22 protein-coding genes are annotated in these 25,730 nt (G+C 74.1%); 5 read left to right on the forward strand and 17 right to left on the reverse strand.

Translation table 11 applies throughout. The features are described 5' to 3' along the window. Positions 1 to 64: 64 nt before the first annotated feature. The 5 genes from AB1046_RS10495 to AB1046_RS10515 are packed head-to-tail and all read right to left on the reverse strand — an operon-like array spanning position 65 to position 6,612. Positions 65 to 1,345, reverse strand: a complete 1,281-nt coding sequence (locus tag AB1046_RS10495; protein WP_369375039.1) for an MFS transporter — start codon at positions 1,343 to 1,345, stop codon at positions 65 to 67. Between the two features lie 49 nt (positions 1,346 to 1,394). Further along, entirely contained in the window at positions 1,395 to 1,979 is a 585-nt protein-coding gene (locus AB1046_RS10500) for an ArsR/SmtB family transcription factor (protein ID WP_369375041.1), read from the reverse strand. A gap of 52 nt (positions 1,980 to 2,031) precedes the next feature. After that, complete coding sequence (locus AB1046_RS10505; protein WP_369375043.1) at positions 2,032 to 3,642, reverse strand: hypothetical protein; 1,611 nt, start codon at positions 3,640 to 3,642, stop codon at positions 2,032 to 2,034. Beyond that, positions 3,623 to 5,173, reverse strand: coding sequence for a condensation domain-containing protein (locus AB1046_RS10510; protein WP_369375045.1), 1,551 nt, complete (start codon positions 5,171 to 5,173; stop codon positions 3,623 to 3,625). Before AB1046_RS10510 ends, AB1046_RS10505 begins: the two co-directional genes overlap by 20 nt. Then, positions 5,170 to 6,612, reverse strand: a complete 1,443-nt coding sequence (locus AB1046_RS10515; RefSeq protein WP_369375047.1) for a condensation domain-containing protein — start codon at positions 6,610 to 6,612, stop codon at positions 5,170 to 5,172. Before AB1046_RS10515 ends, AB1046_RS10510 begins: the two co-directional genes overlap by 4 nt. Positions 6,613 to 6,795: 183 nt before the next feature. On the opposite strand from AB1046_RS10515, the gene AB1046_RS10520 reads away from it, so the two are divergent. Further along, positions 6,796 to 8,313: a hypothetical protein gene (locus AB1046_RS10520; protein WP_369375049.1), complete on the forward strand. Its 1,518-nt coding sequence runs from the start codon at positions 6,796 to 6,798 to the stop codon at positions 8,311 to 8,313. A gap of 14 nt (positions 8,314 to 8,327) precedes the next feature. Here AB1046_RS10520 and AB1046_RS10525 read toward each other — a convergent pair whose 3' ends face one another. Both AB1046_RS10525 and AB1046_RS10530 read right to left on the reverse strand, forming a co-directional pair. Continuing rightward, entirely contained in the window at positions 8,328 to 8,828 is a 501-nt protein-coding gene (locus AB1046_RS10525) for a glycosyltransferase (protein ID WP_369375051.1), read from the reverse strand. Next, positions 8,762 to 9,655, reverse strand: a complete 894-nt coding sequence (locus tag AB1046_RS10530; protein ID WP_369375053.1) for a glycosyltransferase — start codon at positions 9,653 to 9,655, stop codon at positions 8,762 to 8,764. The genes AB1046_RS10525 and AB1046_RS10530 overlap by 67 nt, the downstream gene beginning before the upstream one ends. Positions 9,656 to 9,732: 77 nt before the next feature. Here AB1046_RS10530 and AB1046_RS10535 point away from each other — a divergent pair, with 77 nt between their 5' ends. After that, positions 9,733 to 11,154, forward strand: coding sequence for a hypothetical protein (locus tag AB1046_RS10535; protein WP_369375055.1), 1,422 nt, complete (start codon positions 9,733 to 9,735; stop codon positions 11,152 to 11,154). A 72-nt stretch (positions 11,155 to 11,226) separates the two neighbouring features. Here AB1046_RS10535 and AB1046_RS10540 read toward each other — a convergent pair whose 3' ends face one another. From AB1046_RS10540 to AB1046_RS10560, 5 genes are all read right to left on the reverse strand, one after another. Next, positions 11,227 to 11,637 carry a hypothetical protein gene (locus tag AB1046_RS10540; protein WP_369375057.1) on the reverse strand — a complete coding sequence of 137 codons (411 nt, stop codon included), beginning with the start codon at positions 11,635 to 11,637 and terminating at the stop codon, positions 11,227 to 11,229. Positions 11,638 to 11,874: 237 nt separating this feature from the next. Then, positions 11,875 to 13,299, reverse strand: coding sequence for a Re/Si-specific NAD(P)(+) transhydrogenase subunit beta (gene pntB, locus AB1046_RS10545; protein WP_369375059.1), 1,425 nt, complete (start codon positions 13,297 to 13,299; stop codon positions 11,875 to 11,877). Then, positions 13,296 to 14,957 carry a Re/Si-specific NAD(P)(+) transhydrogenase subunit alpha gene (locus AB1046_RS10550; RefSeq protein WP_369375061.1) on the reverse strand — a complete coding sequence of 554 codons (1,662 nt, stop codon included), beginning with the start codon at positions 14,955 to 14,957 and terminating at the stop codon, positions 13,296 to 13,298. Before AB1046_RS10550 ends, pntB begins: the two co-directional genes overlap by 4 nt. A gap of 85 nt (positions 14,958 to 15,042) precedes the next feature. Beyond that, the gene (locus AB1046_RS10555; RefSeq protein WP_369375063.1) at positions 15,043 to 15,435 is read right to left on the reverse strand and encodes a cytochrome P450; all 393 of its coding nucleotides are present in this window, start codon (positions 15,433 to 15,435) and stop codon (positions 15,043 to 15,045) included. Then, on the reverse strand, positions 15,366 to 16,307 hold the full coding sequence (locus AB1046_RS10560) for a hypothetical protein (protein ID WP_369375065.1): 942 nt from the start codon (positions 16,305 to 16,307) through the stop codon (positions 15,366 to 15,368). The genes AB1046_RS10555 and AB1046_RS10560 overlap by 70 nt, the downstream gene beginning before the upstream one ends. A gap of 176 nt (positions 16,308 to 16,483) precedes the next feature. Between AB1046_RS10560 and AB1046_RS10565 the strand changes: the two genes are divergently transcribed. Further along, positions 16,484 to 17,254 (forward strand): IclR family transcriptional regulator, encoded by a 771-nt coding sequence (locus AB1046_RS10565; protein ID WP_369375067.1) that lies wholly within the window; start codon positions 16,484 to 16,486, stop codon positions 17,252 to 17,254. 6 nt (positions 17,255 to 17,260) lie between these two features. Here the strand turns inward: AB1046_RS10565 and AB1046_RS10570 are convergent, their stop codons facing one another. Continuing rightward, positions 17,261 to 18,175: a diacylglycerol kinase family protein gene (locus tag AB1046_RS10570; RefSeq protein ID WP_369375069.1), complete on the reverse strand. Its 915-nt coding sequence runs from the start codon at positions 18,173 to 18,175 to the stop codon at positions 17,261 to 17,263. Between the two features lie 29 nt (positions 18,176 to 18,204). Then, positions 18,205 to 19,818, reverse strand: coding sequence for an FAD-binding oxidoreductase (locus AB1046_RS10575; RefSeq protein WP_369375071.1), 1,614 nt, complete (start codon positions 19,816 to 19,818; stop codon positions 18,205 to 18,207). A gap of 74 nt (positions 19,819 to 19,892) precedes the next feature. Between AB1046_RS10575 and AB1046_RS10580 the strand changes: the two genes are divergently transcribed. Continuing rightward, entirely contained in the window at positions 19,893 to 20,486 is a 594-nt protein-coding gene (locus tag AB1046_RS10580) for a TetR/AcrR family transcriptional regulator (protein ID WP_369375073.1), read from the forward strand. Beyond that, a complete protein-coding gene (locus tag AB1046_RS10585) occupies positions 20,486 to 22,054 on the forward strand; it encodes a glycerol-3-phosphate dehydrogenase/oxidase (protein ID WP_369375075.1) in 1,569 nt (522 codons plus the stop codon). Before AB1046_RS10580 ends, AB1046_RS10585 begins: the two co-directional genes overlap by 1 nt. A gap of 50 nt (positions 22,055 to 22,104) precedes the next feature. Here AB1046_RS10585 and AB1046_RS10590 read toward each other — a convergent pair whose 3' ends face one another. The 3 genes from AB1046_RS10590 to AB1046_RS10600 all read right to left on the reverse strand — a co-directional run bounded on the left by AB1046_RS10590 (position 22,105) and on the right by AB1046_RS10600 (position 25,702). Next, positions 22,105 to 22,839: a phosphatase PAP2 family protein gene (locus AB1046_RS10590; protein WP_369375078.1), complete on the reverse strand. Its 735-nt coding sequence runs from the start codon at positions 22,837 to 22,839 to the stop codon at positions 22,105 to 22,107. 149 nt (positions 22,840 to 22,988) lie between these two features. After that, on the reverse strand, positions 22,989 to 24,257 hold the full coding sequence (gene hutI, locus AB1046_RS10595; protein ID WP_369375080.1) for an imidazolonepropionase: 1,269 nt from the start codon (positions 24,255 to 24,257) through the stop codon (positions 22,989 to 22,991). Beyond that, positions 24,254 to 25,702, reverse strand: a complete 1,449-nt coding sequence (locus tag AB1046_RS10600) for a formimidoylglutamate deiminase (RefSeq protein ID WP_369375081.1) — start codon at positions 25,700 to 25,702, stop codon at positions 24,254 to 24,256. Before AB1046_RS10600 ends, hutI begins: the two co-directional genes overlap by 4 nt. Positions 25,703 to 25,730 lie beyond the last annotated feature (28 nt).

Raw genomic sequence — 25,730 nt, forward strand, 5'->3', positions numbered from 1 at the left:
CAACTTCGGGTACCGAATCCAGCCGGGTTCGGTACCCGAAGTCGTTCCCGAGGCAGCCCGCCCCCTAGCTTCCCAGCGTCCCCGCCGGAAGCTCCCGCATCCTTACCAGGGGCGAGAGCAGCACGCCCCAGCAGGCGAGGCAGTGCACTGCCGCCATGACCAGGATCGTCTCGCGGACGCCGAACGCCCCGCCGAGCCAGCCCGCGACGACGCCGGCAACCGGCATGGTGCCGAAGTTCACCACCTGCATCACCGTCATCACCCGTCCGCGCAGCCCGGCCGGCACGTAGCGGAGGCGCCACGCGTTCCGGATCACGTTGCCCGCTACCACGAACAGGCCGACCAGGAAGCCGCCGGCCGCGCTGAGCGCCGCTCCCCAGCCCGGCAGGCCCGCGCCGACGAGCAGCGCGGCCGGGCCGCTGAGCAGCAGCAGGACGGTGGACGCCCGCCCGCTGCCGAGGCCACGGCTCAGGTACGGGGCGACGACGGCGCCCACCACGCCCCCGCCGCCCGCCACGGCGAGGACCACGCCGACCCCCGCCTCGGTCAGGTGCAGGTCGCGCACGAGGAACAGGACCAGGAGCGCCGTGTACCCGGTGAGCCCGAAGTTGGACAGGCCGCCGATGCCCACGAGCCACGGGATGTAGCGGTCCCGGCGCACCAGGTCCACACCCTCCCGGATGCGCGCGAGCAGCGGTTCGGCAGAACCCTCCGGCGCTTTCGCCGGCCGGGGCAGCCGGATGCGCCAGAGGCACACGGCGGACCAGAGGAACGTCACGGCGTCGAGCGCGATCCCGGCCGCCGCCGTCAGCCACTGGGCGAGGAGACCGCCCAGGCCGGGGCCGGCCACGTTCGCCGCGGACTCCGTGCCGAACAGGCGCGAGTTCGCGGACTCGAGCTGCTCGGCCGGCACCACCTCGGGCAGGAACACCTGGTACGCCGTCCGGAAGAACACCGTGCAGGCCCCGCCCACCAGACCCACCACCACGATGTGGGACAGCGTAAGAACTTCGAGCGCGTAGGCCACCGGCAGGCTCCCGAAGGCGGCGGCGGAGACCAGATTCGCGATGATCATCACCCGCCGGGCGGGCAGCCGGTCCACCCATGCACCCGCCGGCAGGCCGATCACCAGCCACGGCAGCCACGTCGCGGCGGCGATGAGCCCCATCCAGCCGGGACCGGCGTCGAGCTGGGTCACCGCAAGCAGGGGCAGCAGCGTGGAGGTCGTCGCGTTGCCGACGACACTCACCCCTTCGCCCAGCCAGAGCAGGCCGAAGGCCCGGTTGCGCGCGAGAGGCTGCGCGTCGGGGGCGGTGCCGCGGGAAGGCGCTGTCGACGTCGTCATACCCGTAGACTAGACGTACAAGAGATCTTGTACAAGTAATCTTGTTAGATCACGGCTGCGAGGGGAATCCTCGCGCGAACAGGAAGACGTGCTCGCGTCGCTCCGTGTCGTCGGCCGCCTCGCCCGCCTTGCTCCGGTTCTTCCAGCGCCCCAGCAGCTCGTGGAACTCATCGCGGAGCTCGCACAGCTCCTCGGGGGTGAGCAACAGCCAGCTATCAGTGGAGAGCTCGGCCCGGGCCCACTCGTCGTCCCCCTCGGGGCGCCCCAGCCAGGTGCGGGCACGCTCGACCTGGCGCGCCAGCATGAACTCCTCGGCCGCCACCGCCTGGCGCTGGCTCTCGGCGTCCTGCGGCAACGTCGACCGGCCCCAGCTGATGGACCGCGCCGCGCGGCGCCACCAGCGTTCGCGCCCGTCGCGGGCCAGCTCCGGCGCCTCCTCGACGAGCCCGGCGGTTGCCATCACCCGCATGTGATGACTGATGCTCCCGACGGCCATCCCGGTGCGCTCGGCCAGCACCGACGCTGTGGCGGGCCCCTGCGCCGTCAGCGAGTCGAGCAGCCGGGAACGGGCCGGGTTGGCCAGGGCGGTGACGGCCCTGGCCTCGGTGAGCGTACGGACATCGTCGGAAGCCATGTAGGCAGGGTAGGACGGCGCGAACAGCGACGTCGCCCTGCTGGACATCGGCTCAGCCCGTCGCCAGCTCCGTCAGGCGGGTCGCCCAGCGAGCCAGCAGCGCGTCCACCGTCGCGACAGCCACGGCAGTACGGGGCATGCGCGCCCGGACCGCTACGCCGTCGGCGGTGCGGGATACCCAGACCTGCAGGTCGTCGGCCCGGGTCGCGGCCGAGATGTGGTGCGCCCGCCGCTCGGCGGCCGCCGCGTGGCCGGGCAGGCGGCGGTAGTCCAGGTACGACACCTGGAAGATGTCCCGCCGCGGGAACCGCAGGGGGCGCGGCAGCGTCTCCACCACCTGCTCCAGCGGCACGGCGGACAGCTCCCGCGCGGCGCGCAGCGCCTTGCCGGTCGCGGCGAGCGCCACATCCGTGACGGCGTCAGCTCCAGCCCGGGCCAAGGCCCAGGCACCGGCGAGCGCGGGTGTGTCCACCTCGATGCGCAGCGGCACCGTGGTCGTGTGCCAGCCGACGGCGCGACGGGCCGGCTCGTCCGCGCGCGTGTGCACCGGCAGGAGCGTCTCCAGGACGGCGGGGCCGCCGAGGTCGGCGACGGCCCGGGCGAACGTGGCCAGCACGGCGGCCGACGTCGACGCCCCGACAGCCCGTGCGCGCGCGGCGACGGCGTCGGCGGTGACGGCGTCGGCCAGCGGGCGCACCACGGTGCGCTGCGGCAACCGCTCGCCGTCGGGCACACCGAGCGGGAGGGGAAAGGCGGGCAGCGCCCAGTCTCTGTCCCGGAGGAAGCCGTGCCAGGTCGCGAGCCGCGGGTCGTCGACGCCGACGTACGCCGGGCCTCTGGCAGGGCCGACCGGGGGGGCCGGGACGTCCAGCGACAGCGTCGGCGCCGCGGCCACCCTCGGGAAGGTCGCCGCGATCGGGAGAGGCGTCGTCATCGGGAAGGTCGTCGCCGTCGGGCGAGCCACCGTCATCGGGAGAGCCACCGTCATCGGGAGAGGCGACGCCGTCGAGCGACGCACAGCCACTGCTCCAGCCATCGGGAGAACCGCCGCCCCAGCCATCGCGAGAACGGGTGCTGCACACCAGGTGTGCGCCGCGTAGAGCGCGGCCAGCTCGTCGACGACGACGGTCGTGGACCACGCGTCGGTGTGCAGGTGGTCCAGGCCGAGCACGATCGTGGACCGGTCCGGTCGGCTGATCGCGGCGGGCAGGAACGCCGGGTACCCGAACGGCGCGCACCGTCTGGCGAGCTCAGCCACCAGGTGCTCGCGGGTGGCCTCGACCGTGCGGGCAAGGGCTCCGTCCTGGCGCCGCCAGACGAGCCGGGCGGGGTCGTGCCGCACCAGACCCACGGTGTCGCCGGGACCGTCGGTCGCGGCCGGGCCTGCCGCGGGCCGGCGGACCGCCTCCACCCAGAGCCCGGGATGCCCGGCCACGAGGTCCTGGAAGGCGGCCTCCAGCGCATCGACGTCGACGGGACCGTCGACGTCGAACGCGGCCGCGATCCACACGCTCGGCTCACCGGCCTGAGCGCCGAGGAGGTGGTTGCGCTGGTTGAAGGTCATGGGCGCCGGTGCGGGCGCCAGGCCCGCACCCGGCGTCACGTCCCAGGTGAGGACCCGACCGGGCGCGGGCGCCCAGAGGTCAGCCGAGAGGACCCGCACCGGTCGCCTCCAGGGCCTCGTCCCGGCCGTCGGCCTGGCCGGCCTGCGCGGGTGCGCCGACCGGTAGGAGCTCCCCAGCCGGCTCAGGCTCGGCGACCGGCAGGAGCGCGGCCTCGAACGTGGCGGTCAGCTCGGCGATGTACCGGTCGGTGGCCGCCTGCGCCGTCGGCGTGTCCGGGGTCTGCATGACGACGTAGAGCCGGTCGGCGTCGCGGTTGATCCACAGCGACGCGTTTGCCGTGCGGCCCTCCCCCGTGAAGTGCAGGCCGTTGTCGTAGGCCGGGCGGCCGACGCCCGGGAACTTCCGCAGGTCCAGGTAGCTGACCAGCTGGGGGCTGCCGAGGGATGCGGGGTCCAGGACGCCGTCAGCCAGCATCACACCGAGCGCGGCGTGCACCGGGACCCGGGCCACCTTCCGGGCCTGCCGGAACGCCGCGCTCGCGCGGGGCAGGACGGTCGTGAAGGACGCCGGGACACCGCCGTCGGCCACGGGGAACGTGATCGGCGTGAAGTTGCACAGCCAGCCCTGCGTGGTCTCGAACCCGGGTCCGCGCGAACCCACCACGGTGACCCCGAACCAGTTCGTCGCTCCGGTCAGCCGGGCGTCGGTGAGCGCAAGCGCGGCGAACACCGCTCCGGTGAAGCGGGCGCGGTGCGCGGCGGCCAGCTCGTCCATGCGCGCAAGGCCGTCGGCGTCGAGGAGGGTCGCGGAACGGATCCGCACGGGCGCGGTCTCGCCGGGCGCAAGCCCCAGGTCGAGGACAAAACGCGGCATCCGCCCGTCGTGCGCGGCCACGGCGTCGACCCAGGCCTGGATCTCCGGAGCGTCCGCCGGGGTCGCGGCGGCGAGCTCGTGCTCGGCCCGGGCGTGGTCGAGGCACGACCGGGCGGTCTCGCGCCGGGGCTCGGGCTCTGGTCCGGCGCCGAGCTCCGCCGCGTACAGCTCCTCGATCTCGCTGAGCACCATCACCCCCGACGCGCCGTCGGTGAACGCGTGGTCGCAACCCCAGAACAGGCTGAACCCGTCGTCGGCGACAACGGCTCCGAGGGCGAACGGCGCCCACGAGTCGGGTCGACAGGCGGCGTCGAACGTCGCGTTGAGGTGCATGGTCACCCACTCGTCCCACGGGAGGCCGGGCACCGGGGAGAGCGCGGGCACCCCCACCACCTCGAAGTCGACGGCGTCCGGGGAGACCAGGTGCCGCACCGGGGTGCCGCCCGCGGCGCAGCCGTCGACGTCGAACCAGGTCCGCAGGCCCTCGTGCCGACGCACCAGCCGGGTCAGGGCCCGCGCCAGCGCGGCGGCGTCAAACTCCCCTTCGAGGCGGCTCGCCGTGCCGGTCCAGGCCCGGTGCCGACCGCCGGACTCCCGCCGCGCGGCATAGGCGCCCAGATGGTCGCCCTGCAGGAACGACGGCGGCCCCGGGTCGACCGGAGCCCCCTGCGCGGCGGCGAGCGCATCCGCCGTCGGCCGCACGTGCAGCACCTGCCCTGGTGACGGGGACCAGGTGCCCATCGCGCCGAGAATCATGCGACCGCCTCACTCGTGCCGGTGGACCCGAAGGCCCGGAAGAAGCCGCGCAGCTCCTCGATCAGGGCGTCCATCGCGGCGTGCGCCGTGGGGGTGTCCGGGTAGCGGGTGGACACGTTGAGCCCGTCGTGGGTGCGTAGGAACCAGAGGTAGAGCTCGTCGGGGCCGTACGCGGGGCTGCGCAGGGTCCGGGCGTCCCAGGAGGACCAGCGCTCGGCCCCGGGAATGAACCGGGTGTCGACGTAGGAAACGGCGAAGTGCGGGCCGTCGGTGATGCCGCCCAGCTCGGCGATGCGCGCGAACGAGTAGCGCACCAGGTGCTTGCCCGCCGAGACCGCGGCGTGCACACGTTCGACCGCCGCGGTCAGCGCGTTCCCGTCGACCACCTGAGCCGGCTCGCCCGGGCGGGCCTCGATCTCGCGCAGCACCGGGTCCACGCCGTCGAGGTCGAGGTCCACCGGGCACAGGCCGACGTACCAGCCGACGGCGGCGGCGTGCTGCGGCGCGTACCGGGTGTGCATCGGCAGCACGAACCGCAGCCGGTCGAGCCCGTGCACCCGCCGCGCGGCCTGCGCGAACGCGGCCAGCACCCCGGACTGGGCGGACGCGCCGCGGGCCCGGCTGCGGGCGCTCAGGTCGTCGGTCTCCTCCACGGTGGCCAGCGGTTCGGACCGGGAGGCCTGGGGGCGGGCGGCCTCGCCGGCGTCGGCGGCGGGGTGTGTGATGCCGTCGGTGCCGTAGCGGGGGAACGCCGCTTCGGGTCCGAGGAAGTCCAGCCAGCGGCGCACGGGCTCGCCGTCAGCGGCGAGCGTCATGGCGAGCTTGCGGTCCTCGGCGGAGAAGTCCACGTGAGAGCCGACCTCCAGCACGCGCAGCTCGGCGTCGGGCACGCCCCGGCGGGCGGCGTCGTACAGCGAGACGATCTCCTCGAACCACAGGAGCTGGGAGTAGGCGTCCATCACGGAGTGGTCGGCGCCGAACGCGAGCACGAAGTGGCCGGCACTCTCGGGCACGACGGTCGCCAGCACGCAGTGCGGCCAGGCGGTGGGCGAGACGTCGGCGAGCAGGCTGGGCAGCAGCGCGGTCACCTGGTTCCCGGTCAGGTCGCCGACGACGAGGTCCCGGATCGCGACGGCCTCGGCCGGGGCCGTGACCCGCCGCCAGCCCTGGCCGGCGTCGCGGGTGACCGTGGTGCGGAGCACCTCGTGCCGGCTCACCCAGGCGTGGATCGCGCGGCGCAGCGGCTCTGGCTCGTACGGCCCGGGAACGCGCATCACCGAGCCGATCCAGGAGCCCGGCTCGGAGTCGCGCAGGTGGGCCTCGTGCCCCGGGGACAGGGCTCGCGGGTCCTGCTGCCAGCGCCCGGCGTCGGCGCGCGGGGTCCAGGACGTGACGGTGCCGGCGGGGAGGTCGTAGGCCGAAAGCTCGGTGTATTCCATGCAGGCGGGTCCCTAGATTTAGTAGGTGGGCACGGCCAGCACGATGTCGGACGAGTTCCGCGGTCCCCTTGCGGCGACCTTTATACCGGATATAGAGGGTTAAAGTCAGCCACCTGGGTATGGTTCACCTCAAATACAACCTTCAGGCCCCGCACAGGGCACGATCACAATGGAGGGGCGAGCGTGCCCAACCCGCCGTCCGCACTACGGCTGCAGTTCGCCGACGACATGTTCCTGCGCAGGCACGACGGCGACTCCAGCCCCGCCGTGAACCAGGTGCTGTGGCGCCTCGACGGCCCGTACGACGCTGACCGCCTGCGCGACCTGGCCACCGGCATCGCCGCCGGGTCGCTGCACCGGCGGGTGGTGCGCGCCCGCGTGCCCGGCGCGCGGCACCGGTGGGCACCAGCTGAGACCCTGCCCGTCGTCGACCTGCAGACCACGGGCGTGGCCGAGCACGAGATCGGGACGTGGGCGCAGGCCCAGGCCGACCTGCCGCTCGACCCCGCCGGCGGCCGCTCCTGGCGGCTCGCGGCGGCGGACGTCGTGGCGGCGGACGTCGTGGCGGCGGGCGCCGTGTCGGCGGGCGCCGTGTCGGCGGGCGCCGGTGGTGCGGCGATGAACATCGTCGGTGGCGTCCTGGTGGCGCCGGGCGGTGCGCGTCCCGGGGGCGGGCAGGCTGCCGGTGCGGTGGTGGGCGCGATCGTCTCGCTCACCTGCGCGCACGCGGTGGCCGACGGCGCGGCGCTGATCGACGCCCTCGTACGCGCCTCGACGCACGCCGACCCGATAGTCGTGCCGGCTTCCGCGCGCGGAACCCGCGCGCTGCTGTCCGATGCCTCCGACGCCGCCCGCCAGGCCGCCGCCGTCGCACGCTGGGCGCAGGCCAAGGCGCGGCAGGCCGCGCGAACGACCCAGCGGGCCGAGCCGGTCGTGACAGCCCAACGAGCCGAGCCGGTCGCGGCCCCCGCTCCGCCGGTCGTGCAGGTCACGGCCACCGTCACGGCCCCGGCCGACGACGCCGCCTGGCGCGCGCCGGTCCTGCACGTCGAGCTGCCGGCCGACCGGGTCGCCAAGGTGGCCGCGGAGCACGGCGGAACCCCGAACACCTGGTTCGTGACGTTCCTCGCGCGTCTGGTGCATGCCACCGGCCGGTTCCCGGGCGAGCCCGTACCGGTCGCGCTGCCCGTGTCCACTCGCGGGGAGGACGACCCGCGCGCCAACTCCACCAAGGTCGCCCGGGTCACCATCCCGGCCGACGTGCTCGCCACGCGCGACCTCGGCTGGGTCCGGGCGGCCGCCAAGGAGGCGTACACCGCCGTCGGGCAGACCGGGCCGGGCGTGGCGCCGGTGCCGCTGGAGCTGGTCCAGATGCTGCCGGACACCGTGGTGAGCCGGCTGCCGCAGCCGCCCGTCGCGGCGGCCATGGCGTCCAACCTTGGCACGCCGCCGCCCGGGTACACGCATGCGCCCGGCGGCTCCGTGCGCGCGGTGGCGACCCTGTCGCACTACCAGGGCGCGTCCGCCACCGAGCTGCGCGCCGCGGGCGGCGGGCTGGTCGCCTTCTGCACCACGGTGGGCCAGGCGACGGTGGTCAGCGTCGCCGGGCTCGATCCCGACCGGGTCGCCGACGAGGCGCACCTGCGCCACCTCGTGCTGTCGGAGGCGGACGCCTGGGGGCTCCCGGCGGTCCCGTGGTGAGGGGCGGCTCCGGCTCAGACACCTCCCGAGACCGCGTCGGCCGCCGCAGCGACGGCCCGGTCGGGGGGCACCAGCCGGGCGCCGAGCGCGGTGGCGCGGGCCGCGGTGGCGTCGTCGAGCACCTCGGACAGTGCGGTGGTGAGCACACCCGGGCGCGGGAGCGTGCTCGCGCGACGCGCGACGCCGACCCCCGCCTCTCGCAGCAGCTCGCCCCAGATGGGCTGGTCCGCGGAGTACCAGCCGACGACGGCGGGCAGCCCCGCCCGCAGCACGGCCCCCGTGGTGCCGGCCCCGCCGTGGTGCACGGCGGCGCGGCACCGGGGCAGCACCCTCGCGTGGTCGACGGAGCCGACGACGCGCACGCGCTTCTCGTCGAGGCCCGCTCTGCCGGCACCGTCCCCGCCGCCGGCCGCCGAGAAGTCGTTCCAGCCTGCGCTGACCAGCGCCCTTACCCCGAGGTCCGCGCAGGCGGCGGCGACGGCGGCGAGCAGCCCGGGCGGGTCCGCCACGGGCATGGAGCCGAACCCGACGTAGACGGGCGGGTCCCCGGCGTCCAGCCACGCCTCCAGTTCGTCGAGGCCCGGGTCGAGGCCGGCGCCGGCGCCGGCGCCGAGCCGGCCTCCCCGAGGCGAGCCCGGGCGTCGTCGTCCAGAGCGAGGAACCCGATCAGCGGGCGACGCGGACCCCACTCGTCGGCCAGCCCAGGCACGAGCACCGGGTCGTAGGCCTGGACCTCCACCGCCCCGGCGTCGCGCAGGCGGGTGGGCAGGTGGACCCGGGTGGAGCCCAGGCCGAGCTCGACGCGCTGCTCGTTCTCCGCCCGGCGGGTCAGGCCCCAGCGCACCCGCTCGCCCAGGGCCCAGGCCGCGCGGGTGGCGGCCGGCCCACGCACCCCGTTCACGGGCGACACGGTGCCGTTGGACCGCACCGGGCAGTAGTGCAGGGCGGCCATGCGCAGCCCGCGCGACTCGGCCACGGCAGCGGCCACCTCCTGCCCGAGCAGGCCGGTCACGACGGTGTCGGCGCCGCCGACGTCGTCCAGCAGCGCCAGCAGGCCGGTGCGCAGCTCGTCCCAGCCCGCCGACGAGATCGCGCGCAAGGCCCGCACCCGGCGCACGGGACTGCCCGAACGCAGGTCGCGCCGCACCAGGTCGGAGCCCAGCAGCGCGGCCGAGTCGATGCCCAGCGGCACCGGATCCAGGCCCAGCCGTGCGGCCAACGGGACGAGGTTCGGCGCGACGCCGGTCACCACCTCGTGCCCGCGACGGCGCAGCTCCAGAGCCACCGCGAGGGCCGGCTGGACATCTCCCCTGCTGCCCACCAGGGCCATGACGTGACGCACGCGCGCACTCTACTCACCCGCAGACCATCCCCAGACCACCCGCTCTCAGGCCACCCACACACCTGCCCGGAGGTCCCGTGACCAGCCCAGCGACCGCAGCCGGCCGAACGGCCAGCAATCGCCTCACCTACGACGACGACCTGTTCCTGCGCACCCGGCGGGTGCTCGGCGTCGCCGTGGTCAACCAGACCATCTGGCGGCTGCCAGTGCCGCTCGAGAGCCGAGCCGTGCACGCCCTGCACGGCGGCCTCGCGACCGGCCCCCTGCAGCGGGTGGTGCGGCCGGGCCGCCTGCCCGGCGCCCGGGCCCGGTGGTCGGCCTCCGACCTGTCGCTCGACCCGGTGATCGAGTCCACCCCGGTACCCGACGACGCCGTGCTCACCTGGGCCGACCGGCAGGCGCAGGCGAACCTCGACCCCGAGAACGGCCCCACCTGGGCGCTGGCGGCCGCGCCGACGACGAGCGGCGGGAGCCTGCTCAGCTTCGTGACCTCCCACGTCGTGGCCGACGGCGGGATGCACATGGGCGCGCTCCAGGCCGCCGTCGCCGCGGCGGGGTTCCGGGCGGACGACGTCGGCGCGTTCGCCTCGGAGTCGGGTCCCCGCCGCCTGCCCAAGGAGGGCGAGCGCATCCGGACCGGGCTCGTGGCCGACCTGCGCGACGCCACCGGCCAGGCCCGAGCGGCCGTGGGCGGCCTGCGGCAGGCCGCCCGGCAGGGCCCGGTGCCGCCGATGATGGCCCAGCAGGCGGCCGACCGGCCCCGGCCGGGGCCGCGCACCGACGACAACCAGCCCGCCCATCCGCCGGTGGTCGTGGTCGACACGGACGCCGCCACCTGGCACCGCGCGGCCCACGCGGCCGGCGGCACCGCGAACAGCCTGCTGATCGCGGTGTGCACGGAGATCCTGCTCGCCGCCGGCGTCGCGACCGCCGGTATGCCGGTGCGGGTATCGGTGCCGGTCAGCATGCGCCGCAAGGACGACCTGCGGTCGAACGCGACGTCAGGGATCTCGATCGCCGTCGACACCACCGTGACCCCCGCGCCCGAGCGGGCCGGGGTGATAGCCGACATGGCCCAGATCCGGGCGAGCACCGCGGCCGAGTTCCGGGGCCTCGCGGCCGGCACCCGGGTGGACACCCTGGGCCCGCTGAAGCCGCTCATGCAGATGGTGCCCGACGCCGTCGCCAAGCGTGCCGCGCGGGACGCCACCGCACCGCTGTGCCTGGCCTCCAACCTGGGCCGGCTGCCCGCGGCGTTCGCCGCCCCGCTGGGCACGCCCGCCTCCAGCGTGCTCATGCGCGGGGTCACGCAAGGGCTGACCCGCGGGCGGCTGCGTCAGATGCGCGGCGGCCTGGACGCCTGGTGGTCCGAGCACAACGGCGTGGCGACCCTCGGGGTGCTGGGGCTGGACATCGAGCTGCTCGGTGAACCCGGTCAGGTGCAGGCGGCCATGGAGAGCGTGTACGCCAGGCACGGCCTCCCGGCCCGCTTCTGGTGACCCACTTGGTTGTGGGCGGGACCGTTGCGCCTAGAACGGGCACATAGTCGCAATGATCGCGCCCGCAACCAATCAAGCGGCCATGTGGACCGGCGGGTGCCCGTTCTGCTGCGGAGCGGCGCTCGGCTCCTTGGTCCTGCGGCGCCGGGTAGTGACCAGGACGCCCGCCGACGCCGCCGCGAACGACAGCACGCCGAACACGGTGGACCACGCGTCCAGGTCGACCTTCAGGGCGAAGACGATGATCGCCGCGACCGGTGCGACCATCCCGACGAGCACGGACACCCGCACCAGGCGCAGCGCCCGCGCGGTCCGCGCGACAAACCAGCCGACGGCAGCCCAGGTCAGGAGCGTGAGCGCGATGCCGGCGAACGAGGCGAACGCCTCGCCGGCGTTGTGGGCGCCCTCGGGGGGCCCGAAGTAGAAGAGCTCCGTGGTTGCCACCAGGACCAGGAACCCTACGATCGCGACCGTTCCGATCACGAGAGAGCGTCTCAACACTCGGCCTCCGCACTGAGGGACTACGCCGGGCTTTCCTGGCGCGACCCTTTATACCAAGTCGTTACCGCGCAATGTCAGCGCGTCACGTTCAATTCACCCACACATGACCTATCGAACGCAAAAGTCCGACGAGCACGCGACGGTGCGGACAGGGACGAGCGTACTGCCAGGTGGTGGCCGGGAAGACCCGTACCGAGTCGCTCCGGGCCCCGCCGATGATCACAGCGCCTTGGCGATCAGCTCCACCTGCTCCTTCGCGTCCCCGAACAGCATCGCCGTGTTCTCCCGGAAGAAGAGCGGGTTCTGCACGCCGGCGTAACCCGTCGCCATGGACCGTTTGAAGACGATCACCTCGCGGGCCTGCCACACCTCGAGCACCGGCATGCCCGCGATGGGCGACGACGGGTCGTCGAGCGCGGCCGGGTTCACCGTGTCGTTGGCGCCGATCACCAGCACCACGTCGGTGCCAGGAAATTCGTCGTTGATCTCGTCCATGCTGAGCACCTGGTCGTAGGGCACCCGCGCCTCGGCGAGCAGCACGTTCATGTGGCCCGGCAGCCGGCCGGCGACCGGGTGGATGCCGAACCGCACGGTGATACCGCGCGCAGTCAGCCGGGCGACCAGGTCCGCCACCGGGTACTGGGCCTTCGCCACCGCCATGCCGTACCCCGGCACCACGACCACCGAGCGGGCGGTGGCCAGCCGGTCGGCCACCTCGGGCGCCGTCGTCTCCCGGTAGGAGCCGTGCTCGACCGCAGCCCCCGGGGCGGCGGCCCCCTCGCCGGTGCCGAACCCGCCCAGGATCACGCTGACGAACGACCGGTTCATCGCCCTGCACATGAGGTAGCTGAGGATCGCACCCGAGGACCCGACGAGCGCGCCCGTGATGATCAGCAGGTCGTTGCCCAGCATGAAGCCCGCGGCGGCCGCCGCCCAGCCCGAGTAGGAGTTCAGCATCGAGACGACGACGGGCATGTCGCCCCCGCCGATCGCCGCCACCAGGTGCCAGCCGAGCGCGAGCGCGACCACCGTCATGAGCAGCAGCGGGACCAGGCCCGCGTCACCGGCGACGATGAACCACCACAGCAGCCCGCCGCACGCCACGAGCGCGGCCAGGTTGAGCCAGTTGCGGCCGGGCAGCAACAGCGGCGACGAGCGGAGCCTGGCGGACAGCTTCCCGAACGCGACGATCGACCCGGTGAGTGTCACGGCGCCGATCAGCACGCCCAGAAAGACCTCGACGAGGTGCACCGTCGCGCCGGAGCCGGTCCCGGCCCCGTCCGCTGGCGCGGGTGTGGTCAGGTAGGACCCGAAACCCACCAGCACGGCAGCGGCGCCCACGAACGAGTGCAGCAGCGCGATGAGCTCGGGCATCTGCGTCATCTCGACGGTCCGCGCCCGCCACGTGCCGACGGCGGCGCCGACCACGAGCACCAGCAGGATCAGGCCGGCGGTCACACCGACGGGCCGCTCTGACCGGTCCAGGGCGAGCGCTACGGTCGCGGCCAGCGCCAGCCCCATGCCGGACATCCCGAGCACGACGCCGCGGCGCGCCGTCTCCTGCTTGGCCAACCCGGCCAGCGAGAGCACAAACAGCACGGCCGCTACCAAGTAGCCGGCCTGGACCACCGACTCGACGGTCATCGGTCGCTCCCTCCGTCGACGCCGCGGGTGGCCGAGCCCGCCGGGACGGGCCCGCCCCGGCGGAACATCGCGAGCATGCGGTGGGTCACGAGGAACCCGCCGAAGATGTTGATGCTCGCCACTGCCGACGCCAGCACGGCCAGCGTGGTCACCACCGGGTCGGCCGACCCGATCTGCAGCATCCCGCCGACCAGGATGATCCCCGAGATCGCGTTGGTCTGGGACATGAGCGGGGTGTGCAAGGCGTGGCTGACGTGCGAGATCACGTAGAACCCGACCACGACGGCCAGCGCCAGCACGGTGAAGTGCGCGGCCTGGTCCGGCGGGGAGAAGACCACGGCGAGCGCGGCCAGCACGGCGCCCAGAGCGATGAGCACGGCCCGGGTGAACCTTGCGCGCCGGGCCTCGGCCGCGGTCGGCCGGGCTGGGCCTCCCGCTGGTCTGGCCCGACGGCTCCCTGCGGTCTCCGCGGAGGGCAGGTCGGAAGGCAGTGCCTGGGGCGCGGCCACCGCTACCGGGGGCGGCGGCCACAGGATCTCGCCGCCCCGGGCGACGGTCATGCCGCGGATGACGACGTCGTCGGGGTCGAGCGCGAGGCGCCCGTCGCGCCCCGGCGTGCCGATCTGGATCAGGTTGGCGACCGCTGTGCCCAGCAGCTCGGAGGTGTGCCGGGGCATGCGGTCGGGCAGGTCGGTCCAGCCGAGGATCACCACCCCGTTGGCGCTGACCACCCGCTCGCCGGGCACGGTCAGCTCGCAGTTGCCGCCGCCGGGGGCTGCGAGGTCGACGATCACGCTCCCGGGCCGCATGTTCGCGACCATCTCGGCGGTGATAGTCGTGGGCGCGCTCCCCCGCACGAGCGCGGTGGTGATGACGACGTCGGCCGCGGCTGTCTCGACGGCGTACGCGCGCAGCGCCGCCGCCTCCTGGTCCGAGGTCTGCGCCGCGGCGTATCCGTCGGCACTCACCTGCTGGGCGGCGGCGTCGGCCCGAACCGCCGTGGCGCCCATGGACTCGATCTGTTCCGCGACCTCCGGCCGGACGTCGAAAGCGCGCACCTGCGCGCCGAGGCTGCCCGCCGCGCCGATGGCGGCGAGCCCGGCCACGCCGGCACCGATCACAAAGACGTTCGCGGGCGGGGTGGTGCCCGCGGCGGTGACCTGGCCGGAGAACATGCCGCCGAACTCGCCGGCGGCTTCGACGACCGCCCGGTACCCCGCAACGTTGGACAGCGCGCTCAGCACGTCGAGCGACTGGGCCCGGGAGATGCGCGGCACAGCGTCCAGGGCGAGGGCGGTGACGCCGCGGTTGGCGAGCGCGCGCACCAGGACGGGCCGGGCGGCGGGGTTGATCTGGGCGATCAGCACGGCGCCGATGCGCAGCCCGTCCGGGCCGCGTGCGCCCGGTCGCAGCCCCGCGGGGCCGGGCGTGGCCAGCGCGTCGGGCGCCCGGGTGATGGCGACGACGTCGGCGGCCCACGCCTCGGCGTCGGACACGACGACGGCACCCGCCGCCTCGTACGCCGTGTCAGGGAACCCTGCCCCCGCCCCGGCACCAGTGGCGACGACCACCTCGTAGCCGAGGCGGACCAGCCGTGCGGCGGTCCCGGGGGTGGCGGGCACGAGCGGCCCGCCGTCGTCCGGTACTCCGATGCGCATGTGATCCTCCTCGCTCACCTGCGCAACCTACCGCCTCCCACTGACGGTCCCGGTCCCCCTCCCGTCCGGGGGTACCGCCCGGGGTCTACGCCGAGTCCACCGGCGAAGGGAACGTCACCGGAAGGCTCACTGGCTGGCGGATCCACAGGGTCCGGTCCCAGGTGACGTCCGCGGCGGGGATCCGCAGGACGACGTCGAGCCGCCGCAGGATCGTCTCGATGGCGATGCGGGCGATCACGCGCGCCGTGCGGGGCGCGGGGCAGGCATGCGGGCCGGTGCCGAACGAGACGTGGGCGCGGCTGCCGACATGGTCCCAGGGGTCGCCCGTGTCCATGCGCGGGTCGGTGTTCGCGGCATGGATCCCCAGGACGAGCGGGTCGCCGGCGGCGATGAGCTTGCCGTCCAGCATCACGTCCTGGCGGGCGAACCGCGGCAGGGTGTTGATCGTGGGGGTGGAGCGCCAGAGCACCTCGTCCATCGCGTTGTCGAGGTCGATGCGGCCGCCGTGCAGCCGGCCGAGAACCGCGAGTCCGTGAGGGTGACCAGCAGGGTCTGCGCGATCCAGGCCGTCAGCGTCAGGTTGCCCGAGTACGCGACGGTGAGCAGCGTGTGGGCGACCTCGACGTCGTCACGCATCTGCGGGTGCGCGACCAGCGAGCTGGCGAGGTCCCGCTTCGGGGCCTCGCGGCGCAGCACGACGAGCTCAGCGAGCATCTGGTCTACGTCGATCGCCGCGGAGGCGGCGTCCGGGGCGCCCGCGGCGACCCGGCGCGTCAGGTCGAACAGGCGCTGGCCGTCCTCGGGGTCGAAGCCGACCATGTCGGCGATGACCAGGAACGGGATCACCGACGCGTACTCGAGCATCAGGTCCGCCCGGCCCCGGTCCTGGAACCGGTCGATGAGCAGGTTGCAGATGGAGCGGGCCTTGGCCGCGGTGATGCCCTCGGAGAGCTGTTCGAACGCGTCGTCGAGCGGCTCGCGCAGGCGCTGCCGCAGCGCGCCGTCGCTGTGGGTGGCGGAGAACCGCTGGTGCGACGGGAAGACCGGGCGCAGGCCCGACGTCTTGGGCAGGCCGCCGCGCGCGTGCCCGTTCCAGGTCCGCGGGTCGGTAGCGAAGAGGTGCTCGTTGCGCATGACGTCGTAGACGAGCCGCTGCCCCATGACCAGCCAGGCGGGCACGCCCGGCTCCAGCTCGACGGGGGCCACGTCGCCCCACTCGCTCGCGAGCGCGTCGTAGAACTCGCGCGGCTCGGACAGCTCCGAGGCGTGCACCAGGGGCTTCAGGCCGGAGACGTCGTCCAGCCGGACAGGCTTGGTGTCACGCCAGGGCCGTTCCTGCGTGTTTCGCATGTCGTCGAGCAATGCGGCCAGCCCATCTGTGCAGTCATCCTGGATCGCCCGGGGTGAACCCACCCGTCTTCCCACCTAGTTTCGTGACCTGGGCCATAGCGGTGGCTACCATGTCTGTGAGGGCACACACACTGTCGCACCCTCGACCCACCCTGTCTATTGCCTTAGGGGGACACGTGGCTCTGGACGCCGGCCGAGAGCGCCCGGACGACCTGGTGCAGAGTGTCGCGCGCGCCTTCCGCGTCCTCGAGGTTGTCACCCGGTACCCCGGTCTGCCGGTCAAGGCCATCGCACGCCGCAGCGACCTCAACCTCTCCACCACGTACCACCTGGTGCGCACCCTGGCGTACGAGGGCTACGTGACCCGGCTCAAGGACGGCACGTACGACGTCGGCGAGCAGGTGAGCCACCGTTTCTACGACGCGCTCGGCGCGCTCGGCCGCACCCCGGGCACCCGCGAGGTGCTGCGCCACCTCGCCCAGACCACCGGCTACAGCGCCTATCTCGGGCGGTTCAGCGCCGGCCGGGTCGTGCTGGTCGACTACTTCGAGGGCCCTGGTTCGCCCTACCTGGAGGATCTCGAGCGTGGGCTCGAGGTCTCCGCCCACGCAACCGCGCTCGGCAAGGCGCTCCTGCTCGGCATGCCGCGCCGGGACCGGCGCGAGCTGCTCGCCGAGGCCGGGATGCGCAGGTTCACCTCACGTACCGCGGCCGACGTCCCGGCGCTCGACGCGCAGCTGTCCCGCCTGCGGCTCGATGCAGTGGTCGAGGAGCACGGCGAGTTCCGCGAGGACCTCGCGTGCGCCGCCCGCCTCGTCCCGGGCCGGACCGGTCGCGCGGGCGACGAGTCCGGTTGGGCAGTGGTGCTCGCGTCGCCGGGCGAGGACGTGCCCGTGGCGGCCCGCCGAGAGCTCAGCCTGGCGGCCAAGGACCTCGCGATCGCCTGACCGGGCTCAGGGCACGCAGAGGGTCAGCGACTCTCGGTGCGCCTCGACTGTCAGCGGCAGCGACCCGACCGGCTCGCCGTCCGCGTAGGCGACCAGCCCGGTGGGGGCCGCCAGCCGGATCGCGGGCGCCCGCAGGGTCGTCACGTCCGGCCGCTCGACGTGCCTGCCCGACTTGATGAGCGAGTCGAACGCCAGGAACCTGAACCGGCCCACCGCGTGCACCAGGGTGACGTCGAGGAGGCCGTCCGTCGGGTCGGCGTCCGGGCAGATCGGTACGCCCCCGCCGTAGGACTTGGTGAGGCCGATCGCGAGCATGTACCCGTCCTGCGCCAGCGGCGGCGCTCCGGCCGGGTGCAGCCGGTAGCCGAACCGCTTCAGCCGCAGCCACTCCGTGTAGACGGCGATCCGGTACCGAGCCGGGCCGCCCGGCCAAGTCATCCGGTTGGTGCGCTCGTTGGTCAGCGAGTCCAGGCCCGCGCACACGACGGTGACGAAGTGCCGCACGGCGCCGTCCTCGGCGGTGACGGTGCCCGTGTCGACCCGCTTGCGGGCGCCGTCGAGCACCAGGTCCGCCGCCGCCCCGGCGTCGTGCAGGGGGATGCCGTGCTCGCGGGCGAGATCGTTGCCCGTGCCGCCGGGAATCACTGCCAAAGGGATCCCCGACCTGAGCAGGGGCGGCAGCACCGACAAGACGGTCCCGTCGCCGCCGACAACCACAAGCACGTCGGGGTGCTCGTCGACGGCCTGCTTGCCGAGCGCGACGGTCTCAGCGGCGTCTGCCCCCTGGTAGATCCTGAGGTCGGCGCCCCGGGCTCGCAGCCGCTCGATCGCGACGTGCGCGCTGTCCGCACCGACGCCGCGCCCCGAGACCGGGTTGACCAGCACTGCGATGTGCCGGGTCTCGTCTGGCTGCTCAGTCATGGCAGCGCCCATAAGTCAGTCCCCGCATGTCAGCTCCCGCCGAGCAGCGCGCCCGGGTTCATGATCCCGGCTGGATCCAGCTCGGCCTTGACGGCCCGCAGCATCCGGATGCCCACCGCCCCGATCTCCTGCTCCAGCCACGGCGCGTGATCCGTGCCGACGCCGTGATGGTGGCTGATCGTGCCGCCCGCCGCCATGATCGCGTCGTTCACGCGGGCCTTCACCCGGCCCCACGGCTCCAGCGGCTCGGGGCCGAGCCCGGCGATCACCGTGAAGTAGAGCGAGGCGCCCGTCGGGTAGACGTGGGAGATGTGGCACAGCACGCGGCTCCTGGCGCCCTCCTGGGTGAGGCCGCCCGTCAGCGCCTCGGTGACCGCCGCCTTCAGCACGTGCAGGTTGGACCATGTGGTGGCGGTCTCGAGGGTCTCGCAGAACACGCCGTTCGCCAGCAGCGCGTCGCGCAGGTACGGCGCCTTGAACCGGCCGTGGTCCCAGGAGGCGGCCAGCTTCTCGGCGGCGGGCTTGCCGCCCGCCGCCCGCAGCACGCCCGTGGTTGCCTCGCGCCGAGCCTGCGTCAGTGAGTCAGTCCCCTCGTGCACGACGACGGCGGAGCAGCCCCGGGCGAGCGCCTGGCCGATGTTGCCGACCTGCGCCAGCGAGATCCCCGTCTCCGCCTCGTCCGACAGGCGGATCACCGTGGGCCCGGTGCCGAGCTGGGCCACGCGGCGCAGCGCGTCAGCGCCGGATGCGAAGTCAGCGAAGCTCCAGGCGTCGAACAGCCGCACCTCGGGCACCGGGTGCACGCGCAGCCGGACCTGCGTGATCACGCCGAACGCGCCCTCCGAGCCGAGGAACCAGCGCACCAGGTCGGGTCCCGCGGCCGAACCGGGTGCGCGGCCCAGGTCGAGAATGCCCGTGGGGGTCACGACGCGCAGGCCGGTGACCATCGTGTCGAACCGGCCGTTCCCGGCCGAGTTCTGCCCGGACGACCGCATGGCCGCGAACCCGCCGAGGGTCGCGAACTCAAAGCTCTGCGGAAAGTGCCCCAGCTCGAAGCCCTGCTCCCCCAGCGCCGCCTCGGCGGCGGGGCCCGTGGTCCCCGCCCAGAGGGTCGCCTCCTGGTCCGTGTCGTCCAGCGCGACCAGCCCGGTCAGCCGGCGCAGGTCGAGGCTGAGCACGCCGCGATGCGTCCCGGCGTCGGGCTCCAGGCCGCCGGTGACGGCGGTGCCGCCCCCGAACGGCACGACCGCAAGGCCACGCTCGCCCGCGACGGCCAGCACGGCCGCGACCTCGTCCTCGGACCCCGGCAGCACGACGGCGCCGGGCGCCACCTGCTCCGACTGCCTGCGCCGCAACAGGTCCGGCGTCGACTTGCCGCCGGCGTGCAGCAGGCGGACATCGTGGCCGGTCTCCACGTGCGCGGCGCCGACGGCGTCGGCCAGCGCCGCCAGGTCGGCGTCGTCCAGGGGTGGCGTGGTGAGCACCACCCCGGCGAGCGAGGGCGCCGCCGACGCCTTCGGGACCCGGCCGAGCACACCGGCGAGCAGCAGCTTGACCCCGCCCGGGAGGCCGTGGGCGCGGTCCGGGTCGCCCCAGCCGTCCCACCGCATGTTGATGCGCTCGTTCTCCGGGTGCGTGCCCACGCTTCCTCCGTCTGGATCGGGTGCCGTCGACGGCGGTCGCCCGCCATCGGATCTGCGTTACAGTGTTACACAAGATGACAATCCGTAATGCATCCCCAGAAACATCCCGCGAGGCGTCCCCGGAGACGCGCCTGCTGGACGCCGCCGGCGAGCTCGTCGCCACCCGCGGCACACGCGGCCTGTCCATCACCGAGCTCGCCCGGGCCGCCGGCTTCTCCCGCCCCACGGTGTACCGCCGCTGGGAGTCGGCCGACGACGTGCTGCGCGCACTCCTCCTGCACCGCGCGCAGCTCCTGCTCGCCGCGATCGGTCCCGAGGCGGCCGACCGCTCAACAATCGTCGACAAGGTGGTCCGGTTCAGCGAGCTGCTCCGGGCCGACCCGGTGTTCGGGCGCCTGCTGGCGCAGGAGACCGAGGTCTTCACCCAGTACGCCTTCCAGCGGATCGGGCGGTCGCAGCGGGTGTTCCTCGAGTGGCTCACCGCCGCGATCGAGGTCGCCCAGGCGGGCGGTACCGTCCGGGCCGGGTCCGCGTCGGACCTGGCGGTCATGGTGCTGCTCATCTCGCAGTCGGCGGTGCTCTCCCACAAGACGGTCACCACTGTGATCGACGCCGACGCCCTGCGCACCGAGCTCGCCCGCGCCCTCGACGGCTACCTGCGTCCCTGATGCACAGCACCGCGCTGACCGCCCGGCGTCGCGAGCGTGAGCTCGCCGAGCTCGCCTCCGAGACCGTCGACCTGCTCGTGGTCGGCGGCGGGGTGACCGGCACGGGTGTGGCGCTCGACGCGGCCGCCCGCGGCCTGTCGGTGGCCCTCGTCGAGGCGCACGACCTCGCGTGGGGCACCTCCCGGTGGAGCTCCAAGCTGGCCCACGGCGGGCTGCGCTACCTGGCCACGGGCGACGTCGGCGTGGCCCGGGAGAGCGCGCGCGAACGGCACGTCCTGATGACCCGCACCGCGCCGCACCTGGTGCGGGCGCTGCCGCAGGTGGTACCGCTGGCGCCCGGCGTAGGCAGGCGGCAGGGCCTCGCAGCCGGGATCGGGTTCGGCCTGGGCGACCTCCTGCGGCGCGACGCCGGGACGTCGTCCGAGGTGCTGCCCGCACCGCGCCTCGCCCGGGCGGGCGAGGCTGCCCGGCTCGTGCCGGCAGTGGCGCGCGAGCACCTGCACGGGGCCTGGGTCGCGCACGACGGTCAGCTTGTCGACGACGCCCGGCTCGTCGTCGCGCTGGCCCGCACCGCGGCAGGGCGCGGGGCGCGGATCCTGACCCGCGTGCGAGCCACTGACCTGCGGGCGGACGGCGCCACGCTGGAGCACACCCGCACCGGCAGCATGCTGAGCGTGCGCGCCCGCGTCGTGGTCAACGCGACGGGTGTGTGGGCCGGGACGGTCGACCCGTCGGTGCGGCTGCGGCCTAGCCGCGGCACACACCTCGTGGTCCCGGCAGCACGGCTGGGCGACCCGTCGGGCGCTCTCATGGTGCCGGTGCCCGGGTCCGGCTCGCGGTACGTGTTCGCGCTGCCGGTCCAGCTCGGGCGCGTGATCGTCGGCCTCACCGACGAGGAGGCGCCCGGACCCGTCCCGGACGTGCCGGTACCCACGCAGCCCGAGATCAGCTTCCTGCTCACCACCGTGTCCCGCGTGCTGGATCAACCGCTGGGGCCCGACGACGTCGTGGGCGCCTTCGCGGGGCTGCGGCCCCTGGTGGACTCGGCGGACGCGGGTGACGGGTCGAACGCCGCGTCGTCCGACGTCTCGCGGAAGCACCTCGTGGCGGTCTCACCCCGGACGGGGGCGGTGAACGTGCTGGGCGGCAAGCTGACGACCTACCGGACCATGGCCGAGGACGCCGTCGACCTGGCGGTCAAGCATGCCGGGCTGACCGCCAGACCGTGCTGGACGGCGGACCTGCCCCTGGTGGGGGCGGAGCGAGTCTCGACCCAGCTCCCGCGCTCGCTCGTCGCGCGGTACGGCTCCGAGGCGACCGAGGTCCTGGCCTCGGCGGCGCTGCCGGGAGCGGCCTCCGCCGTCGGGCAGGGCATCAAGAACACCGCGCACCTGGACATCACGCGCGCCGAGATCGAGTGGGCGGTGACGCACGAGGGGGCGCTCGACGCGGACGACGTGCTGGACCGCCGCACCCGCATCGGCCTGGTCCCGGCGGACCGCGCGGCAGTGCGCGAAGTCGTGGGGGACCTGGTCGACGAGTCCCTAGCCCGGCTCTCTCCTCTTTGAGTCCTAAGTTTCTCCGCTTTCGGACGGCTCAAAGCGGAGAAACTTAGGACTCAAAGAGCAGGGGCGACGTCCCGTTCGCGAGGTGGCAGCCGCAGCACCGTGAGCGACACCATGCAGGCGATGAACCCGAGCAGCCAGCCACCGGGGATGTCGCTCAGCCAGTGGTAGTCGAGCCACGACATCAGCCCGCCGGCCACCACCACGATCACGGCGACCAGGGGGATCGTCTTGCGCAGCTTGGTGATGCTCGGGTACAGGCCGCTCTGCGCGAACAGCAGGCACACGATGAAGAAGCCGGTGAAGAACGTGTTCGACGCATGGCCCGACGGGAACGCCTGGCCGCCGGCGTGCAGCACGTCCATGTTGTGGTGCGGGCCGGTGCGGCCCAGGCCGAGCTTGGTGCCGTAGCCGATCACAAAGATGGTTATGAGGCCCGCCAGCACCGCCAGCACGGGCTTGCGCGTGCCGATCTGCCAGACCGTGCCCGGGCCGCCCTGCTTCCGCGCCACGTAGTAGGCGACGCCACCCACCATCGGGATGGTGAAGAAGCGGTCGCCCGTGATGTTGGCGACGATGTCGAGGAAGAGCTTCTCCCACCCCACGGGGTGGTGGGCGTCCACGTAGTAGTGGAACTGCCAGTCCCAGGCGATGAACGGGCCGCGGACGACGACCTGCCAGATGAGGAAGACAAACACCAGGGCCGCGATGACGCCCGCCACCGTGGAGCTGCGCCACGTCGGACGGGTCGACGGGGCGAGCAGAGCCCCGGTTGACTGTGACTCCACTCCCGTAACACCCCTGCCCTCTGCTGACGCCATCGAGCCGATCCTACGGGTTTCAGGGTGAATGTTCCGTACCGGAATGGTGTCCGACAGGCGCTGCAGGTAACGATCCAGGCATGGTTGCATCGGCTCAGGGACGAGCCGAGCGGGCGTCAGACCCGCGCGCCGTCCTTCCAGACCTGCGCTACCAGCGGCACGCCCGGGCGGTAGGGCAGGTACGTGTGGCTGGGTGCGTCCAGCACGGTCAGGTCGGCTCGGGCGCCGGGTCGCAGGTGTCCGACGTCGGGGCGCCTGAGCGCCGCCGCTCCACCCGCCGTGGCCGACCAGAGTGCCTCGGCTGGGCTCATCCGCATCTCGCGCACCGCGAGCGCCACGACGAACGGCATGGACGAGGAGTAGCACGAGCCCGGGTTGCAGTCGGTGGCCAGCGCGACCGGCACGCCCGCCGCGAGCAGGCGACGCGCGTCGGGGTAGGGCGAGCGGGTGGAGAACTCGACCGCCGGCAGGAGGGTCGCGACGGTGCCCGGCCCTGCGGAGCCCGGGGCCCAGGACCCGGCGAGTGCGTCGACGTCGGCGTCGGACAGGTGGGTGCAGTGGTCCACGCTCGCCGCCCCGACCTCGACCGCGAGCCGCACGCCCGGGCCGGGCGCGAGCTGGTTGCCGTGCACCCGGACGCCGAGCCCGGCCCGGATGCCCGCGCGCAACACGGTCCCGGCCTCGTCCTCGTCGAACGCGGTGGGCGCGGCCGGCTCGCAGAACACGTCGATCCAGCGGGCGTGCGGCGCACACGCCGCGAGCATCGGCCCCGTCACCAGGCTGATGTAACCGGCGCGGTCGTCGGTGTACTCGGCCGGGACGGTGTGCGCGCCGAGGAAAGTCGTCTCCGGCGTGAGCTCCCGCGCGATCCGCAGCGTGCGGGCCTCGGTGGCGATGTCCTGCCCGTAGCCGCTCTTGATCTCGACGGTGGTGGTGCCCTGCGCGAGCATCTCGCGCACCAGGGCCTGGCCGCGCCCCCGCAGGGTCTCCTCGCTCGCCGCGCGGGTGGCGGCCACCGTGTTCGCGATGCCGCCCCCGGTGTATGACTCGCCGGTCATGCGCGCGGTGAACTCCGCGGCGCGGTCGCCCGCGAACACGGTGTGCGAGTGCGAGTCCACGAACCCGGGGAGCACGCACCGCCCTTCGAGGTCGACGACGGAGTCCGCGGCGGGCGCAGAGGTCGCCGGCCCCGTCCAGGCGATCCGGCCGCCCGCCACGACGACGGCGGCATCCCGCACGACGCCGAGCCCGGCCGAGCCCGAGCTGTCCGACCCCGAGCCGACCGGCCTCGCGGCCGCCGAGCCCGAGCTGGCAGGGTCCGACCAGCCCCCGTGCGCGGGATCGTTCGTGACCAGCTCGCCGATGTTCGTCAGCAGCACACTCATGCTTCATCTTCCTTCGTCGCGGCCCAGATCTCGTCGATCGCCTCCGCCAGCATCCACGCGACGTCGCCCAGCCGGTGCGCACCGTCGTGCACCACCAGCTCGTCGCCCGCAACGACGTCGGACACGTCCGCCGCGCACGCCACCAGGGCCACCTGCGCGGGGTCGATCCCTACGGTGCGCACCGTATCGAGGCGCACCGCCACGAGGTCCGCGGGCGCGCCCACCTCGATCCGGCCGGCGTCGGGCCGGCCGAGTGCGGCGTGCCCGCTCGACGTCGCGAGGTCGACCAGGGTCGCGGGATCGAATGCGCCGCGCCGCCCGGTCGCGAGCCGCTCGTGCTCCTCGACGCCGCGTGCCTCGCCGAGCACGTCGGCGCTGACGTGCTGGTCCGTGCCGACCGACAGCGGGCTCCCCGCCGCCAGCAGCCGGAGACCGGGGGCGAGGCCGTCGGCGAGGTCGCGCTCCGTCGTCGGGCAGAGGCAGACGCCGGTGCCCGAGGTGCCGAGCAGCGCGACGTCGTCGTCGGTCAGGTGTACCGCGTGCACGGCGGTGGTGCCGGGGCCGAGCGCTCCGGCGTCGTGCAGGAGCCGCGTCGGGGTGACGCCGAAGGCCGCGAGCGCCGCCTCGTTCTCCCCCGGCTGCTCGGACAGGTGCACGTGCAGCGGCGCGCCTTCTGCCTGGGCCCAGCGGGCCACGGCCGCGAGCTCGTCCGGCGTCACGGCGCGGACCGAGTGGGCGGCGGCGCCGACGAGCACCCGGTCGTCGGCGGCCCAGGCTGCGCGCAGCGCGTCCACGCGCCGCGCCCAGGCCTCGACCGTGCCGTCGCCGAAGCGCGCCTGCTCGGGCGCGAGCGGCCCGTGGCCGTGCCCGCCGTGACCGTCCGCGCCGAGGCCGCCGTGCAGGTAGCAGGTGTCGAGCAGGGTGAGGTGCACCCCGGCGTCGCGCGCGGCGGAGCGCAGGGCCTCGGCCATGGCGTTCGGGCCGCCCTCCGCCGCCGGGTACGGCGTCCCGTCGGCGCGGTGGTGCACGTAGTGGAACTCGCCGACGGCGGTGGTCCCGCCGAGCGACAGCTCAGCGAAGACGGCGCGGGCGAGGCGCTCGTAGCGCTCGGGGGTCAGCGCCCGGGCGAGCGCGTACATCTGCTCCCGCCAGGTCCAGAACGACCCGCCGTCCGCGTGGGTGCGCCCGCGCAGCGCGCGGTGGAAGGCGTGCGAGTGCGCGTTCGCGAGCCCGGGGAGCACCAGCCCGCCCAGCAGCACGTCGTCGTCCGACTCCGGTACACCCCGCTCGATCGCGACGATCCGCCCCTCGGCGGTCTCGATCCGCACGGACTCGACAACCACACCCGCCCCGACGACACCGACACCACCGACACCACCGTCCCCGCCGCCCCCGCCGATCCCGCCGACCCCGGGCAGCCAGGCCCGCTCACACCAGTAGCTCATCGTCCCTCTCTCACTCTCCGATCCCCTT

Origin of the sequence: Promicromonospora sp. Populi, from assembly GCF_041081105.1 — a bacterium.
Taxonomy (GTDB): Bacteria; Actinomycetota; Actinomycetes; order Actinomycetales; family Cellulomonadaceae; genus Promicromonospora.